Here is a 14,707-nt window from a genome sequence, read left to right as displayed (position 1 = left end):
ACTGACGCACGTTCAGCACGGCGTCACAGGCGGACGATCGCCGGGAGCGGGTTCTCCATCGCGTCCGCGACCTGCCGCATGAAGGCCGCCGCCGTGACGCCGTCGCAGACCCGGTGGTCGAAGACGAAGGACATCTGGGTGATCTTGCGCGGCACGATCTGGCCGTCGACCACCCAGGGCCGGTCGATGATTCGGCCGAGGCCCAGGATGGCGACCTGCGGGTGGTTGATGATCGCGGCGCTGCCGTCGACCCCGAGGCTGCCGTAGTTGTTCAGCGTGAACGTGCCGGCGGTGAGCTCCTCGGGCGTGGCCTTCCCGGTCCGGGCGCGCGCGGTGAGGTCGCGGAGCGCGCCGTCGAGCTCGCTGGTGGTCATCGCGTCCGCGCCGAGCACGGCCGGGGCGACCAGCCCGGCCTCGCCCTGGACGGCGACGCCGAGGTTGACCGTGTCGCACACGACGATCTCGTCGCGCGCGGCGTCGAACCGCGCGTTGAGCACCGGGTAGGCCTTCAGCCCCGCGACGACGAACCGGGCGACGTGCGCCAGCAGCCCGGGCCCGGGGTCGTCGGGGGTGCGGGTGGCCTCGCGCAGCTCCCAGAGCGCGGTGGCGTCGACGTCGACCCAGACGGTCGCCTCCGGGATCTCCGCGCGGCTGCGCGAGAGCACCCGGGACGCCGACCGCCGGAAGCCGGTGAGCGGGATGCGGTGCTCGCCGGGGGCGACGGGGGCCTCACCCGGGAGGGCCGCCGGGGGCGCGGCGGCGCGTGCCCGCTCGACGGCGGCGCGCACGTCCGACCGGGTGACGGTTCCGCCGGCACCCGTGGGCGGGATCGCGGCCAGGTCGAGGCCCGCCTCACGCGCCAGCCGCCGGACGATCGGGGAGATCACGCGGACGGGCCGGCTGTCGTGCGGGGGCTCGGGCGTCGCGACGCCGTCGTCGGCGGACGGCGCGGTGACCGCGGACGGCACCGCGAGCGCCGGCGGCCGGACCCCGCGCGGCCGGCGCCGCCGTCCCGTGCCGGGGTGCGCGGACGTGCCGTACCCGATCAGCACGTTGCCCGACCCGGCCTGCTCCTCGGTGCGGTAGGCCTCGGCGGGATCGGGCCGGGGGTCAGGCGCGGGCTGCGGGTCCGGTGCGGGGCCGGCGCCGTCGGCCGCGATCGTGATGAGCGGCCGGCCCACCTCGACACGCTCCCCCTCGGCCGCGTGCAGCACGCCCACCCGGCCGGCGTACGGGCACGGCACCTCGACCACGGACTTGGCGGTCTCGACCTCCACCACCGGCTGGTCCATGGTCACGACGTCGCCGGGCGCGACCAGCCACTGCACCACCTCGGCCTCGGTGAGGCCCTCACCGAGGTCGGGCAGGAGAAAGGTCTGCTCGGTCGTGGTGCTGGTCATGCGTCCTCCCACTGGAGGTCGTCGACGGCGTCGAGGATCCGGTCGACGGACGGGAGCTGGAGGTGCTCGAGCTTCGGCGGCGGGTACGGGATGTCGAAGCCCGTGACGCGCCGCACCGGGGCCGCGAGCGAGTGGAAGCACCGCTCGCTCACCCGCGCCGCGATCTCGCCGGCCACGCTGGCGAACCCGGCTGCCTCGGCGATCACGACGGCGCGTCCGGTCGACTCCACGGCCGCGCACACCCCGGCGTCGTCGAACGGGACGATCGACCGCACGTCGACCACCTGGAGGCTGCGCCCGTCGCGCGCGGCCGCCTCGGCGGCCTCCAGCGCGACCGGCACGGACGGACCGTAGGCGATCAGCGTGGCGTCGGTGCCCGGACGGCGCACGACGGCCGTGCCGATGCCCGGCCCGCCGCCGTCCGCCAGGGACACCTCGCCCTTGGCCCAGTACAGCTTCTTCGGTTCGAGGAAGACCACGGGGTCGGGCGAGGCGATCGCCTCGCGCAGGAGCCAGTAGGCGTCCGCGGGGTTCGACGGCGCGACGACGTGCAGCCCGGGCGTGTGCGCGTAGTAGGCCTCCGACGAGTCGCTGTGGTGCTCGACGCCGCCCACGCCGCCCGCGTACGGGACCCGGATGACCAGGGGCAGCTCGACGCGGCCGCGCGTCCGGTTCCGCATCTTCGCGATGTGGCTGACCACCTGCTCGAAGGCGGGGTACGCGAAGGCGTCGAACTGCATCTCGATCACGGGCCGCATGCCGTTCATCGCGAGGCCGACGGCGAAGCCCGCGATGCCGGCCTCGGCGAGCGGCGTGTCGAAGCACCGGTCCTCGCCGAACTCGGCGGTGAGCCCGTCGGTGACCCGGAAGACGCCGCCGAGCGGGCCGACGTCCTCGCCCAGGACGAGCACCGTGGGGTCCTCGGCCAGGGCGTCACGCAGGGCCCGGTTGATCGCCTGGGCCGTGCTGAGCGTCTCGTGCTCCACGGCGGGGCTGGTGGTGGTCATCGCGGGGCCTCCTCTCGGCTGATCTCGTCCTGCACCAGGGCGAGCTGCTCCACGAGCTGCGGCGTCGGCCGGGAGTAGACGAAGCGGAACAGGTCCTCGGGGTCGGGCACGACATCGACGTTGAGACCGTCCCGGGTGTGCCGGGCGAGCCGCTCGGCGGCCTCGGCGTCCGCGGTGGCGCGCGCGTCGTCGAGCAGCCCCGCCCCGCGCAGGTAGGCCTCCAGGCGGCGGATCGGATCCTTGGCCGCCCAGCCGGCGACCTCGTCGTCGCTGCGGTAGCGGGTCGCGTCGTCGGCGTTCGTGTGGGCCTGCATGCGGTAGGTGCGCCCCTCGACGAGCTGGGGTCCCTCCCCGGCCCGGGCGCGGCCGACCGCCGCGGACAGCACGTGCAGCAGCGCCGCGAGGTCGTTGCCGTCCACCTGCTCGCCCGGCACGCCGTAGCCCACGCCCTTGTGCGCCAGCGACGGCGCGACCGTCTGCCGGGACAGCGGCACCGAGATCGCGTACTGGTTGTTCTGCACGAGGAAGACGACGGGTGCCCGGAAGACGGCGGCGAAGTTCAGCGCCTCGTGGAAGTCGCCCTCGCTCGTGGCGCCGTCGCCGCACATGGCCAGCACCACGGTGGTCTCCCCGCGCAGCCGCGCCGCGTGCGCGACGCCGACGGCGTGCGGGAGCTGCGTCGCGAGCGGGGTGGCCAGGGGTGCGACGCGGCGCTCGTACGGGTCGTACCCCGAGTGCCAGTCGCCCTTGAGCAGGCCGAGCACCTCGACGGGGTCCACGCCGCGGGCCACGGCCGCGGCGGTGTCGCGGTAGGTCGGGAAGAGCCAGTCCTCGTCCGCGAGCACCTGCGCGGCCGCGACCTGGCAGGCCTCCTGCCCGTACGACGACGGGTAGACCGCGAGACGCCCCTGCCGCACGAGCACCGAGGCCTGCTCGTTGAACCGGCGGGCGGTGACCATGCCCGCGAGGCCGCGGAGGAGGTCGTCGGCCGCGAGCAGCGCGGCCGGGTCGTCGGCCGTGGGCCGGCCGTCCGGGTCGAGGAGCATGACCGGCTCCCGCGAGGGCAGCATGAGATCTTCGTCGATCGCCATGTAGATATACTGGTCAAAGTTCCATTCGGATTCCATCAACGGCGAGGATCCGAGAACCCGTCCAGTCATGCGCGGGTCACACGATCCAAATGTCCAGCACAGAAGGGGCTGAGGGCGTGGTGGCGAGACAAGTGGCAGCGGGCCTCGACGACGTCGACGGGCGCATCATCGACGAGCTACGCCGGGACGGCCGGATGTCCATGCGGACGCTCGCCGAGAAGCTGCACATCTCGCGGGCCAACGCGTACGTGCGCGTGCAGCGGCTGGAGGCCACCGGGGTGATCCGCGGCTACCGCGCGGAGATCGACCCGGTGCTCGCCGGGCTGGGCACGTCGGCCTACGTGACGGTCAACCTGGACCAGGCGCAGTGGCGCTCGGTCCGCGAGGAGCTGCGCACCCTGCGCGGCGTCGAGCACATCGGCCTGGTCGGCGGGGAGTTCGACCTCGTCCTGCTCGTCCGCGCCCGCGACAACGCCGACCTGCGGCACCTGATCCTGGACCAGATCCAGGGCATGAACGGCATCGTGAACACGCACACGCTGCTGGTCTTCGAGGAGCCGGTGCCCGCAGGCCCCGCACCGGCGGCGCCGGCGAGCTGATGCGGCCGGTCCCGGCGAGAGGGGACACTGTGTCGATGTCAGCCCGCCAGCCCACCAGCCACGACGTCGCGCGCGCCGCGGGGGTCTCGCAGTCGACGGTCAGCTACGCCCTGTCCGGCAAGGGCACCATCGCGCCCCGGACCCGCGAGCACGTGCTGGCGGTCGCGGCGTCGATGGGCTACCGACCCAACCTCGCGGCGCGGTCGATGCGCACCCAGCGCTCGGGCCGGCTGGCCGTGGTCACGGGCGTGACGGTGGACAACCGGCTGCGCATGCTCACCGGCGCCGCGGAGGTCGCGGCCGAGGCGGGCTACGCCCTGGACACCCACAGCGTGGACGGCACCGCCGAGGCCCGCACCGAGCGCGTGGTCGACCTCGCCCGGGGCGGCCAGGTCGAGGGCGTGCTGACGTTCCTGCCGGTGGTCCCGGACGCGCTCACCCTCGACGAGGACTCCGCCCCGGTCGTGGCCGAGACGGCCCTGGACGAGCAGCTCCGCACCACCGGCGAGCTCGCCGACGCGGGCCTGCTGGGCACCGTGATCTCGGCGCTCGTCGAGGCTGGGCACCGCCGGTTCCTGCACGTGGCCGGGCCCGAGCACTTCGCGTCGGCGCGCTCCCGGCGCGACGTCTACCTCGCGGAGGTCGAGCGCCTCGGCGTCGAGTCGCTCGGCGCCGTCGGTAGCGCCTGGTCCCCCGAGTCGGGCCGCGAGGCCGTGCTCGCCCTGCCCGACGACGCCCCGCCGCTCGCCGTGATCGCGGCCAACGACTACGTGGCGCTGGGCGTGCTGCGCGGGGCGGCGGAGCGCGGCTGGTCCGTCCCGGGCGACCTGGTCGTCACCGGCTGGGACGACGCCGACTTCAGCGCGTTCACGACGCCGTCGCTCACCACGATCCCCGTGGACTTCGTCGAGGCCGGACGGCGCGCGATGCGCCGGCTCGTCGCGGCGGTGCGGCACGAGGAGCCCCCGGCGCACACGGCGCCGCTCCAGCGCGTCGTGTGGCGCGAGTCGACGGGGGCGCTCACGCCCGCCGCCGTCCCCTGACGCCCAGGCCGGCCCTTGACATCCCGCGCACCGGACATGACGATGTTGAACCGTTGCATCATACGTATGATGCGATCCGCGACGTCGCACCGTTCCGCTGGCCGGCGTCGTGACGCCGTCGTCCAACCGGAGGAAGCATGCTCAAGATCGGCATCGTCGGGACCGGCGGTATCGCCGGTGCGCACGCCGAGGGATACCGCCGCTTCGCGCAGGAGTGCGAGGTCGTCGCCGTCTGCGACATCGTCCCGGGCAAGGCCGCGGAGCAGCGCGCGCGGCTCCAGGTGCCCGGCGCGCGGGCCTACGAGAGCATCGAGGAGCTGCTGGCCGCCGAGCGGGACCTCGACCTGGTGAGCATCACGACGCCGCCGTCGACCCACGCGGAGCTGACGGTCACGGCCCTGCGGGCCGGCGTGGACGTGCTGGTCGAGAAGCCGATGGCGCCCTCCCTGGAGGAGTGCGACGCGATGATCGCGGCCGCCGCCGAGCACGGCCGCGTGCTGTCCGTCGTGGCGCAGAACCGCTTCCGCGACGACATGGCCACGCTCAAGGAGGTGCTGGACTCCGGCCTGGCCGGGCCGGTCTCGCACGTCCAGGTGAGCTCGGCGTGGTGGCGCGGCACCGCCTACTACGACCTGTGGTGGCGCGGCACGTGGGAGTCGGAGGGCGGCGGCTGCACCCTGAACCACGCGATCCACCACCTCGACCTGACCCAGTGGATGCTGGGCGCACCTCGCGCGGTCACGGCCGTGCTGACCAACGCCGCGCACGAGAACGCGGAGGTCGAGGACCTGTCCGTCGCCGTGCTCCAGTACGACCGCGCGCTGGCCGAGGTGACGAGCTCGGTGGTGCATCACGGCGAGGAGCAGGCGATCGTCGTGCAGGGCCGGGACGCCCGCGTCTCGCAGCCGTGGAAGGTGGTGGCCTCGGCCGCCTCGCCCAACGGCTTCCCCGCCCCCGGCGGCAACGCCGATCGCGTCGCGGAGATCGAGGCCCTGGCCGCGGCCCGGGAGCCCCTGGCGCACGTGGGCCACAACGGGCAGATCGGCGACACGCTCGCCGCCGTCCGCGAACGCCGCGAACCCGCCGTCACCGGCGCCGACGGCCGCCGCGCCGTCGAGCTCGTGACCGCGATCTACCAGGCCGGCATCGAGCGGCGCACGGTGGACCTGCCGCTGCGGCCCGACGACCCGTACTACCGCACGGGCACACTGGTGGCACGTGCGCCCCACTTCTTCGAGAAGACCGCGTCGGTGGGCGACCTGCCCGGCGCGATCACCGTCGGCAGCAGCCAGGAGGCGAACTGATGAACGCGAGCAGCGGTGCCAACTACGCACCCGAGCCGGTACCCGACCCCGTCGTGGGCGCGGGCGACTTTCCCTTCGCCGCCGTCCGGCTGGACCACGGCCACATCTACGGCATGGCCGAGGGCCTCCAGGCCGCGGGCGGCACCGTGAAGTGGGTGTACGACCCGGACCCCGCCAAGGTGGAGGCCTTCCGGAAGAAGTTCCCGGACGTGCGCGTCGCGCGCAGCGAGGACGAGGTGTTCGACGACGACGACGTGCGGCTGGTCGCCGGCGCCGCCGTCACCTCCGAGCGCTGCGCCCTGGGCCTGCGCGCCATCGAGGCGGGCAAGGACTACTTCACGGACAAGGCCCCGCTGACCACGCTCGACCAGCTCGCCGCGGCCCGGGAGGCCACCGCGCGGACCGGCCGAAAGTACGCTGTCTACTACTCCGAGCGCATTCACGTCGAGGCGGCGGTCCTGGCCGACCAGCTCGTCGAGCGCGGGTCGATCGGCCGCGTGCTGCAGGTCATGGGCCTGGGCCCGCACCGCCTGGGCACGGGCCGCCCCGACTGGTTCTTCGAGAAGGACAAGTACGGCGGCATCCTGTGCGACATCGGCAGCCACAACTTCGAGCAGATGCTGCACTACGCGGGCGCCCGGGACGCGCAGGTGACGCACGCCGCCATCGCCAACTACAACCACCCGGAGCACCCGGAACTGGACGACTTCGGCGAGGCCAACATCGTGATGGACAACGGCGCGGCGGGCTACTGCCGGGTCGACTGGTTCACGCCGGACGGGCTGAAGACCTGGGGTGACGGCCGCACGTTCATCCTGGGCACCGAGGGCTACATCGAGCTGCGCAAGTACACGAACGTGGCCACGGACGAGGGCCCGGGGCACGTGTTCCTGGTCAACGGCGAGGGCGAGCACCACCTGGTCGCCAGGGGCAACGTGGGCTACCCGTACTTCGGCCGGCTCATCCTCGACTGCCTGGAGCGCACCGAGCACGCAATGACGCAGGAGCACGCGTTCAAGGCCGCCGAGCTGAGCGTGCAGGCGCAGCTCGCGGCCCGGGTGCTCACGCCCGACGCCGAGGGCGCGGGGATCTGACCTTCCCGCTCGCGCCGGGCCCGGAGCCCCGGGCCCGGCGCTCGCTCTGCCTATGCTGCTCCCGACCGAGAGGAGCAGCCGCGTGACGAGCGACGATCTGCCCGGGCAGGACCGGCTCAGGGCCGAGTGGGCCGCGCACCGGCCCGCGGTGTTCGGCGCGGCATACCGGATTCTCGGCACCGTGGCGGACGCCGAGGACGTCACCCAGGACGTCTGGCTGCGCGCCGTCGCCGCGAACCTCGACGAGGTGCGCAACCTCCGGGCCTGGCTGATCACCGTCGCCGCCCGGCGGTCGTACGACATCCTGAACAGCGCCCGCCACCGCAGGGAGTCCTACGTGGGGCCGTGGCTCCCCGAACCCCTGCTCACCGGACCGGACGCGGCCGAGCCCGTGCTCGTCGACGAGTCGGTCACCGCGGCGATGCTCCTGGTCATGGAGAAGCTCAGCCCGCCGGAACGGGTCGCCTTCGTGCTGCACGACGTCTTCGGCCTCGAGTTCTCCCGGATCGCCGAGATCCTCGACGTGACCGTGCCGGGCGCCCGGCAGCTCGCCTCCCGGGCCCGGCGGCGCGTGGCCGCCGAGAAGGAGTCGATGCCCCGCACGTCGCGGGTGTCGCGGGCGGAGCGGGAGCGCGTGCTGGAGGCGTTCCGCGGGGCCTACGAGTCCGGGGACCTGGCCGGCCTGGTGGGCCTGCTGGACCCCGACGTCGTCTACGTCACCGACGGCGGCGGCAAGGTCACGGCGGCGCGCAAGCCCATCCTCGGCGGTCAGCGGGTGGCCGAGGTCATGGTGCGGGTCGGCCGGCAGCTACGCCCCGACCGCATCGACCTCGTCGAGGTCGGGGGCGAGCTCTCGCTGGTGTTCCACCGCGAGGGCCGGGTGTTCTCGGTGGACACGGTGCAGATCGCGGACGGACGGATCACCGCCTACCGCCGGGTCGTCAACCCGGACAAGCTGACCCGCGTCTGAGCGTCCCGTGGCTCACTGGCACGGCTCCGGTTGTCACGTCCCGGCAGGCCATGTCGTCTCCCTGGCGGCCCCGGTGCCGCTGCGGCGCGCCGGTCCCGGCCGCACCACGATCCCGAGGAGAACCATGACCACCACCCAGCGCGTCGACCTGGGCAAGCAGCAGCCGACCGCGTACAAGGCCCTGATCGCCCTGTCCGCGGAGGCCGAGAACAACGCCGTGTCGGCGGGTCTCGACCCGCTCCTGGTCGAGCTGCTGCGGATCCGCACGTCCCAGATCAACGGCTGCGCGTTCTGCCTGCGGCTGCACACGCGCGACGCCCTGAAGAAGGGCGAGAACCCCGACCGGATCGCCGTGCTGCCCGCCTGGCGGGAGACGGGCTACTTCTCCGCCGCCGACCGCGCGGCGCTCGGCCTGGCCGAGGCGATCACCCTGGTCGCCGACGGGCACGTCGGCGACGCGGCCTACGCCGACGCCGCGGCCGTCCTGACCGACGACCAGGTCGGGGCGGTCTCCTGGATCGTCACCGTGATGAACGCCTTCAACCGCGTGGCGATCACCAGCCGGTACGCCGTCGGCTGAACCGGGCAGGGCGCGGGCGCCGGCCCTCAGTCCGGCTGTGTGCCCGCGGCCGGCCGGCTCCGTCGTCCGACGGCGAAGCCGGCCGCGCCGCCCAGCAGGAGCGTGCCGGCGGCCGAGAGCACGGCCACGGTGCGGGGGGACGAGACGCCGCCGGGCACGTAGGTCGTGTCCGACAAGGGCGCGTACGCGAACCAGCCGGTGGGCGCCGGGCGGTTCCCCACCCAGGCCGCCGTGCCCAGCAGCGCGAGGCCGACCACGACGAGGGCCACGAGGACGACGCGCGCGCTGCGCCCGGGACGAGCTGCGGGTGCTGTCATGCGGACCATCGTTCCAGACCACGATCGACGCTCGCAGCCTGACCTCGACTACCGGGTACGAGTCGCTGCTGACCTCACGTCCGGTGCGTCATGCCGTGGGCGAGGAGGCTCTCAGCGGTGTCGGCGATCGTGTCCTCGATCGGGCGTGGTGTCCATTCAAGGAGCCGCTCGGCCTTTGCGCTGGTTGCGTCGAAGTTCTGGCCGAGCTACGGGCGCAGCACGCAGCTGGGGGTTGAACCAGCTGAGGAGCCGGGCGATGAACAACGGCAGCTAGCGGGTCGGTACCTTCGCTGCCCGCTGCCCGGGTCGCTCGCGCAGGATGCGAGCGACCTCGACGATGCGCAGGCTCTGACCGGCGGAGGCGAGCCAGCCTGCAGCTCGTTCAGGGGAGGCCGCCGTGAGCCTGGCGCCCTTGCTTCGCCGGACGGCGATCAGGCCGCTGCCGAGGAGCACGTGGCCGGCCATGATCGGGTAGATCACGCCGCGTTCGAACAGGCCGATGTTCCACATCCAGCCAGTGAACACGTCTGCCATGAAGAGCGGGAACATCACCAGGCCCACGATCCCCACCACGGTGCTCGCAATCGACCAGGCCCGACCGAGCCCAATCCTGGCCCCGTTCGCGCCCACGACGATCGCCATGACGTTTCCGGCGATCATGACGCCCTGCGCACCGACTGTGTGGAACACGATGAGGCCGTTCTCGACGTTCGCGTTCGAGCCCTGGAAGAGGCCGACGAGGGAGACGCCGACACCGGCTACGGTCGCCAGGACGACGATGATGACCGGCCGGACGCCCTTGCGCAGGTCGAACGCGAGGAACGCACCGACGACCAGGACGGTCCCGTAGAGCACCCAGCCGGCGTCCATGACCACGCCGAGCGGGGAGTTGCCGACCTGCCCGAACGCGGTCTGAGCGGGTCCTGTCAGACCGAGGTGGCTGACCCAGTTGTACAGGGGCGAGTAGGGCGGGTCCTGCCAGGCCGCGGCGGTAACGAGCTCGGCGACCCAGGACACCAACGGCCCCAGGAGGAGCAGGAGTGCTCCGGCGCCGGCGGCCGTGCCGGGGCGGATGATCTGGGTCATCACAGGGCCATCCCCGGGACACGCTGACGGATGGCTTCCAGCTCAGCTTCGTCCGAGACACCCTGCCAGTCGTACCGCGGTGTGTAAGGCCCCTCCAGCGCACGCACCTCGTCGTCGCTCAGCTCCACGTCCAGGGAGGCGACTGCGTCGTCGATCTGCTGGATCGAGCCGGCCCCGACCAGCGGCGCGGTCACCACGGGCTGGCGGCGCAGCCAGGCCAGAGCGACCTGCGCGCGGCCGACGCCGTGGGCCTCGGCAACCTGCCCGACCGCGTTGACGATCTCGCGGTTGGCGGCCTCCTCCTCGGGCGAGTAGAGCAGGTCCGCGTAGGCGCCGTCCGTCTCGGAGCGCGCCGACGCCCGGGCGTCGTCCCAGGCGCGGGCGAGCCGGCCGCGAGCAAGCGGCGACCAGATGATGGTGCCGACGCCTTCGTCCAGGCACAGCGGGATCATCTCGCGTTCCTCCTCGCGAGCCAGGAGGTTGTAGTGGTTCTGCATCGACACGAATCGCGCCCAGCCGTGCTGCTTCTGCAGGTGCAGCGCCTTGGCGAACTCCCACGCGTGCATGGATGAGGCGCCGAGGTAGCGCACCTTGCCCGCCGTGACAAGGTCGCTCAACGCCTCGAGCGTCTCCTCCCACGGGGTGGCGTGGTCGTTGCGGTGGATCTGGTAGAGGTCGATGTAGTCGGTGCCCAGACGGCGCAGCGAGTGGTCGACCTCGGTCATGATCGCCTTGCGGGACAGCCCGCGTCCGTTCGGGCCCAGTCGCATCGGGTGGCGCAGCTTCGTGGCGATCACCACCTCGTCGCGGTCGGCGAAGTCGTTCAGCGCCCGGCCCAGGATCTCCTCGCTGGAACCGAGCGAGTACAGGTTCGCGGTGTCGAAGAAGTTGATCCCGGACTCCAGCGCGTGCTTGATCAGCGGGCGCGCCTCGTCCTCACCCTTGGACCATACGGGGTGGCCCCGGTCGGGCTCGCCGTAGGTCATCGCACCGATCGCGACCGGTGACACGTCCAAGCCCGTCCTGCCCAGCTTGATGTACCGCATGATGCTCCTCTAAGGTATGTGGAGAGTTCTCCACTACCGTAGTGGAGAGTTCTCCACATAGCAAGGTGAGGTCACAGTGGTCCGTTCAGACGCCCGCGAGAACCGGGCACGCATCCTCGCGGCCGCCCGCGACGCCTTCTCCGAGGACGGCAGCACGTCGATGAACCAGGTCGCCCAGCGCGCCGGCGTCGGCGCGGGGACCCTGTACCGCAACTTCCCCACCCGCGAGACGCTGGTCCTGGCCGTCTACCAGGACGAGGTGGAACGCATCACCGGCACCGTCGCCGACCTCCTGGCCGAGCTGCCGCCGCTGGAAGCACTGCGCCGCTGGACCACCGACCTGGTCGAGGCCATGCGCAAGAAGCACGGCCTCGGTGACGCCCTCAGCCCCGGCGCACACCAGACGATCACCGAGCAGACCTACGGCCCCGTCGTCGCCGCGATCAAGCAGATCCTCGACGCCGGCAAGGAAGACGGCAGCATCCGTACCAACGCAGATCCCGCCGACTTCCTCCAGCTCACCGGCGCCCTCTGGCGCGCCGCACCCGGACCTGAAGACCGTTCACCCCACATGCTCGCCCTCATCCTCGACGGCCTGCGCACACAGCCCAGGCGATAGATCCGCAGGCGAAACGCCGCGAAGCCGTGCGCATCGGCGGCGACCGACGATGATGGCGCAGGCCCTTGTGGTCCACTCGCCAGCCCTGGAGGGTGGCGACCGGTATGCCGAGATACTCGGCCAGGTCCTGCTCCAGATGCGGCTCGGACAGGCCGCTCGCGGGAAAGCAGCAGAAGGGTGAGCTTCGGGTGACCGGGTTCAAGACCGACCACAGGCGGCTTGCGCCTTCGTCCTGACGGCCGATGGCCGCCGTGGGCGCCGTGGGCGCCGGCACGCCTACTGTCGGACGCCGGTTCGTGCGGCCCGCTCGACCCGGGCGACCAGGCGGCTGTTGTGCGCGGCGTGTGCGAACCCAGGCGTGTGGTGGGTGCCGTTGGCGATGTCGCGCGCGAGGCTCGCGTACACCTCGCCCACGTTGATGGAGGCACCGGTCCAGATCTCGGCTGCGGCTGGACCGGTTCCCGTGGCGACGGGGCTGTCGGGCTCCTCGAAGTCCACGCTCGAGGTCAGCGCGAGGTCGCCGACCTGGACGCCGGCGGGGTGGTCGCCGGTCAGCTTCAGCCAGCCGTCGGCGCCTCGGACCTCGAGGCTGAACCGGGCGTCGGGCACGGGCACACCCGCCAGGACCTGCACTCCCACCGGGGTGCCGGACGAGGTCTTGAGGATCGCGTCGAGGTGGTCCGGTACCTCGCGAGTGGTGGTCGTGCCGGTGTCGACCAGCTTCACCTCCGGCCAGAGCAGCTCCGTGCGCGCGTCGATCTCGGTGATGTCGCCGAGGACCGTCTCGATCACGTCCAGGACGTGGCCCACCGCGATCGTCATGAAGCCCGCGCCGGCGTCCGCCTTGTCGAAGTACTCGTACGCGCTCACCGACTCCGGGCCGTTCCCGAAGGTCGTCGCGGTCACGCGCGCCGACAGCAGCCGCCCGAGCCGGCCCTGCGCGATGATCTCGGCCGCCCGGCGCACCGACGGGTTGAGGCTGCCCTGCAGCCCGATCGCCGTGTGCAGCGAGCCGGCTGCCGCCGCCATCTCCTCGGACTGGGCGACGCTCGCGCCCAGCGGGGACTCCGAGTACACGGCCTTGCCCGCCGCGAGCGCCGCGAGCACGAGCTCGCGGTGCGCCGGGACCTTGACGGCGACGGTGACGAGATCGATCGACGGGTCGTTGATCAGCTCGTACGGGTCGGCGTACCAACGCTCGGCGCCGAACAGCTCGGCGGCCTCTCGTGCGCTCTCCTCCCGCCGGGTCGCGACCGCTGCCAGCAGGAACTGCGACTGGGCCGCCAGGGCGGGGATGTGTGATGCCCCGGCCCAGCTCGCCCTCGTGTCCGCGCCGATGATCCCGACACGAATCAGGTTGCTTGCCATGGTGCTGCTCCATTCGTCTGCTGCTCGGACTTCTGCGGTGGAGGCGCGGTCGTGCCGTGCCGTTCGGCTCGTTGCCGGGTTGCTCTTCACCGGTCGATGGCTGCCATGCCGCCGCGGTCGTGGCGGTCGCCGGACGCGGGTGCCAGGTTGTTCAGCCGTTCGATCTGGTCCGGGGTGAGTCGGATCCGGTCGGCGGCGATGTTCTCCTCGAGGCGCTCGACGCGTCGGGTGCCGGGGATGGGGTTGATGTCCTCGCCCTGGGCCAGGAGCCAGGCCAGGGCGATCTGGGCAGGGGTGGCTCCGGTCTCGGTCGCCACGGCCCGGACCTCGTCGACGATGCGCAGGTTGCGTTCGAGGTTGCCGCCGGTGAAGCGCGGGTTGGTGCGACGCCAGTCGTCGGGGTCCAGGCCCTCCAGGGAGCGGATGTTCCCGGTCAGGAAGCCGTGACCCAGCGGGGAGTACGGCACCAGTCCGATTCCCAGCTCGCGCAGCACCGGGAGCACCTCGGCCTCGGGGTCCCGCGTCCAGAGCGAGTACTCGCTCTGGACGGCGGCCACCGGGTGGACGGCGTGCGCGCGACGGATGGTGGCGGGGCCGGCCTCGGACAGGCCGATGTAGCGGACCTTGCCTTGGTTCACCAGGTCGGCCAGGGCATCGACGGTGTCCTCGATCGGGGTGTCCGGGTCGACGCGGTGCTGGTAGTACAGGTCGATGTGGTCGGTGCCCAGGCGCCGCAACGACCCCTCGACGGCGAGCCGGACGTTCGCCGGCGTACTGTCCGCCCCTGGCCGGCCCGTGTGGGAGATCAGGCCGAACTTGGTGGCGAGCACCACCTCGTCCCGCCGGCCTCTGACCGCCCGACCCAGCAGGGCTTCGTTGGCGCCGCTCCCGTACGCCTCGGCGGTGTCCAGGTGGGTGACGCCGAGGTCCAGAGCGCGCTGGATGGTGCGGACGGAGCCCTCCTCGGACTCGTCCTTGCCCGTGTAGAAGGCGGACATGCCCATGACTCCTAGACCGAGGCGCGAGACCTCGAGCCCGCCGAGCGACATGGTCTGCATCGGATGTTCCTCTCCTGGATCGGTTCGTCAGGCCCACCGCCGGTAGGTCGACCCCACAAGAACTTGACGCATCAAGATGAACTTGATGCGTCAAGTTCTACCTCCTGGAACTTGATGCGTCAACA

Annotated in this window: 15 protein-coding genes; 7 read left to right on the top strand and 8 right to left on the bottom strand. The window is 72.4% G+C overall.

The genetic code is table 11. From position 1 onward, the window contains the following. Positions 1-23 precede the first annotated feature (23 nt). Genes ACH45N_RS06060 through ACH45N_RS06050 form a run of 3 tightly spaced genes read right to left on the bottom strand, consistent with a single transcriptional unit; the run spans position 24 to position 3,498 of the window. Complete coding sequence (locus tag ACH45N_RS06060) at positions 24-1,400, bottom strand: dihydrolipoamide acetyltransferase family protein (protein WP_397392110.1); 1,377 nt, start codon at positions 1,398-1,400, stop codon at positions 24-26. Continuing rightward, on the bottom strand, positions 1,397-2,407 hold the full coding sequence (locus ACH45N_RS06055) for an alpha-ketoacid dehydrogenase subunit beta (protein WP_397392108.1): 1,011 nt from the start codon (positions 2,405-2,407) through the stop codon (positions 1,397-1,399). Before ACH45N_RS06055 ends, ACH45N_RS06060 begins: the two co-directional genes overlap by 4 nt. Next, the gene (locus ACH45N_RS06050) at positions 2,404-3,498 is read right to left on the bottom strand and encodes a thiamine pyrophosphate-dependent enzyme (RefSeq protein ID WP_397392106.1); all 1,095 of its coding nucleotides are present in this window, start codon (positions 3,496-3,498) and stop codon (positions 2,404-2,406) included. The genes ACH45N_RS06055 and ACH45N_RS06050 overlap by 4 nt, the downstream gene beginning before the upstream one ends. Before the next feature lie 89 nt (positions 3,499-3,587). On the opposite strand from ACH45N_RS06050, the gene ACH45N_RS06045 reads away from it, so the two are divergent. The 6 genes from ACH45N_RS06045 (at position 3,588) to ACH45N_RS06020 (ending at position 9,088) form a co-directional block, all read left to right on the top strand. After that, positions 3,588-4,097 (top strand): Lrp/AsnC family transcriptional regulator, encoded by a 510-nt coding sequence (locus ACH45N_RS06045; protein WP_397392104.1) that lies wholly within the window; start codon positions 3,588-3,590, stop codon positions 4,095-4,097. Positions 4,098-4,132: 35 nt separating this feature from the next. Beyond that, the gene (locus tag ACH45N_RS06040; RefSeq protein ID WP_397392102.1) at positions 4,133-5,140 is read left to right on the top strand and encodes a LacI family DNA-binding transcriptional regulator; all 1,008 of its coding nucleotides are present in this window, start codon (positions 4,133-4,135) and stop codon (positions 5,138-5,140) included. 137 nt (positions 5,141-5,277) lie between these two features. Beyond that, positions 5,278-6,444, top strand: coding sequence for a Gfo/Idh/MocA family protein (locus ACH45N_RS06035; protein WP_397392100.1), 1,167 nt, complete (start codon positions 5,278-5,280; stop codon positions 6,442-6,444). Further along, positions 6,444-7,538 (top strand): Gfo/Idh/MocA family protein, encoded by a 1,095-nt coding sequence (locus ACH45N_RS06030; RefSeq protein WP_397392098.1) that lies wholly within the window; start codon positions 6,444-6,446, stop codon positions 7,536-7,538. Before ACH45N_RS06035 ends, ACH45N_RS06030 begins: the two co-directional genes overlap by 1 nt. Positions 7,539-7,620: 82 nt before the next feature. Beyond that, positions 7,621-8,508: an RNA polymerase sigma factor SigJ gene (gene sigJ / locus ACH45N_RS06025; protein WP_397392096.1), complete on the top strand. Its 888-nt coding sequence runs from the start codon at positions 7,621-7,623 to the stop codon at positions 8,506-8,508. A gap of 124 nt (positions 8,509-8,632) precedes the next feature. Next, positions 8,633-9,088, top strand: a complete 456-nt coding sequence (locus ACH45N_RS06020) for a carboxymuconolactone decarboxylase family protein (protein ID WP_397392094.1) — start codon at positions 8,633-8,635, stop codon at positions 9,086-9,088. Between the two features lie 26 nt (positions 9,089-9,114). Here ACH45N_RS06020 and ACH45N_RS06015 read toward each other — a convergent pair whose 3' ends face one another. The 3 genes from ACH45N_RS06015 to ACH45N_RS06005 form a co-directional block, all read right to left on the bottom strand. Then, on the bottom strand, positions 9,115-9,405 hold the full coding sequence (locus ACH45N_RS06015) for a hypothetical protein (protein ID WP_397392092.1): 291 nt from the start codon (positions 9,403-9,405) through the stop codon (positions 9,115-9,117). 270 nt (positions 9,406-9,675) lie between these two features. After that, positions 9,676-10,491 carry a DUF998 domain-containing protein gene (locus ACH45N_RS06010; RefSeq protein WP_397392090.1) on the bottom strand — a complete coding sequence of 272 codons (816 nt, stop codon included), beginning with the start codon at positions 10,489-10,491 and terminating at the stop codon, positions 9,676-9,678. After that, positions 10,491-11,537 (bottom strand): aldo/keto reductase, encoded by a 1,047-nt coding sequence (locus ACH45N_RS06005; protein WP_397392088.1) that lies wholly within the window; start codon positions 11,535-11,537, stop codon positions 10,491-10,493. Before ACH45N_RS06005 ends, ACH45N_RS06010 begins: the two co-directional genes overlap by 1 nt. Positions 11,538-11,613: 76 nt before the next feature. Between ACH45N_RS06005 and ACH45N_RS06000 the strand changes: the two genes are divergently transcribed. Then, positions 11,614-12,156, top strand: a complete 543-nt coding sequence (locus ACH45N_RS06000; RefSeq protein ID WP_397392086.1) for a TetR/AcrR family transcriptional regulator — start codon at positions 11,614-11,616, stop codon at positions 12,154-12,156. Positions 12,157-12,432: 276 nt separating this feature from the next. Here ACH45N_RS06000 and ACH45N_RS05995 read toward each other — a convergent pair whose 3' ends face one another. Further along, positions 12,433-13,524 carry a Gfo/Idh/MocA family protein gene (locus ACH45N_RS05995; protein WP_397392084.1) on the bottom strand — a complete coding sequence of 364 codons (1,092 nt, stop codon included), beginning with the start codon at positions 13,522-13,524 and terminating at the stop codon, positions 12,433-12,435. Between the two features lie 86 nt (positions 13,525-13,610). Then, positions 13,611-14,582, bottom strand: a complete 972-nt coding sequence (locus ACH45N_RS05990) for an aldo/keto reductase (RefSeq protein ID WP_397392082.1) — start codon at positions 14,580-14,582, stop codon at positions 13,611-13,613. Positions 14,583-14,707 lie beyond the last annotated feature (125 nt).

This window comes from Promicromonospora sp. NPDC019610 (assembly GCF_044389365.1).
In the GTDB taxonomy this organism is placed as follows: domain Bacteria; phylum Actinomycetota; class Actinomycetes; order Actinomycetales; family Cellulomonadaceae; genus Promicromonospora.
This window is presented reverse-complemented; position numbering and strand designations above follow the sequence as displayed.

Excerpts from the sequence above, each read along its gene's own strand:
- ACH45N_RS05995 (WP_397392084.1), bottom strand. The coding sequence starts at position 13,524 with ATGGCAAGCAACCTGATTCGTGTCGGGATCATCGGCGCGGACACGAGG.
- ACH45N_RS06015 (WP_397392092.1), bottom strand. The coding sequence starts at position 9,405 with ATGACAGCACCCGCAGCTCGTCCCGGGCGCAGCGCGCGCGTCGTCCTC.
- ACH45N_RS06055 (WP_397392108.1), bottom strand. The coding sequence starts at position 2,407 with ATGACCACCACCAGCCCCGCCGTGGAGCACGAGACGCTCAGCACGGCC.
- ACH45N_RS05990 (WP_397392082.1), bottom strand. The coding sequence starts at position 14,582 with ATGCAGACCATGTCGCTCGGCGGGCTCGAGGTCTCGCGCCTCGGTCTA.
- ACH45N_RS06060 (WP_397392110.1), bottom strand. The coding sequence starts at position 1,400 with ATGACCAGCACCACGACCGAGCAGACCTTTCTCCTGCCCGACCTCGGT.
- ACH45N_RS06035 (WP_397392100.1), top strand. The coding sequence starts at position 5,278 with ATGCTCAAGATCGGCATCGTCGGGACCGGCGGTATCGCCGGTGCGCAC.
- ACH45N_RS06010 (WP_397392090.1), bottom strand. The coding sequence starts at position 10,491 with ATGACCCAGATCATCCGCCCCGGCACGGCCGCCGGCGCCGGAGCACTC.
- ACH45N_RS06045 (WP_397392104.1), top strand. The coding sequence starts at position 3,588 with ATGTCCAGCACAGAAGGGGCTGAGGGCGTGGTGGCGAGACAAGTGGCA.
- ACH45N_RS06020 (WP_397392094.1), top strand. The coding sequence starts at position 8,633 with ATGACCACCACCCAGCGCGTCGACCTGGGCAAGCAGCAGCCGACCGCG.
- ACH45N_RS06050 (WP_397392106.1), bottom strand. The coding sequence starts at position 3,498 with ATGGCGATCGACGAAGATCTCATGCTGCCCTCGCGGGAGCCGGTCATG.
- ACH45N_RS06040 (WP_397392102.1), top strand. The coding sequence starts at position 4,133 with ATGTCAGCCCGCCAGCCCACCAGCCACGACGTCGCGCGCGCCGCGGGG.
- ACH45N_RS06005 (WP_397392088.1), bottom strand. The coding sequence starts at position 11,537 with ATGCGGTACATCAAGCTGGGCAGGACGGGCTTGGACGTGTCACCGGTC.
- ACH45N_RS06030 (WP_397392098.1), top strand. The coding sequence starts at position 6,444 with ATGAACGCGAGCAGCGGTGCCAACTACGCACCCGAGCCGGTACCCGAC.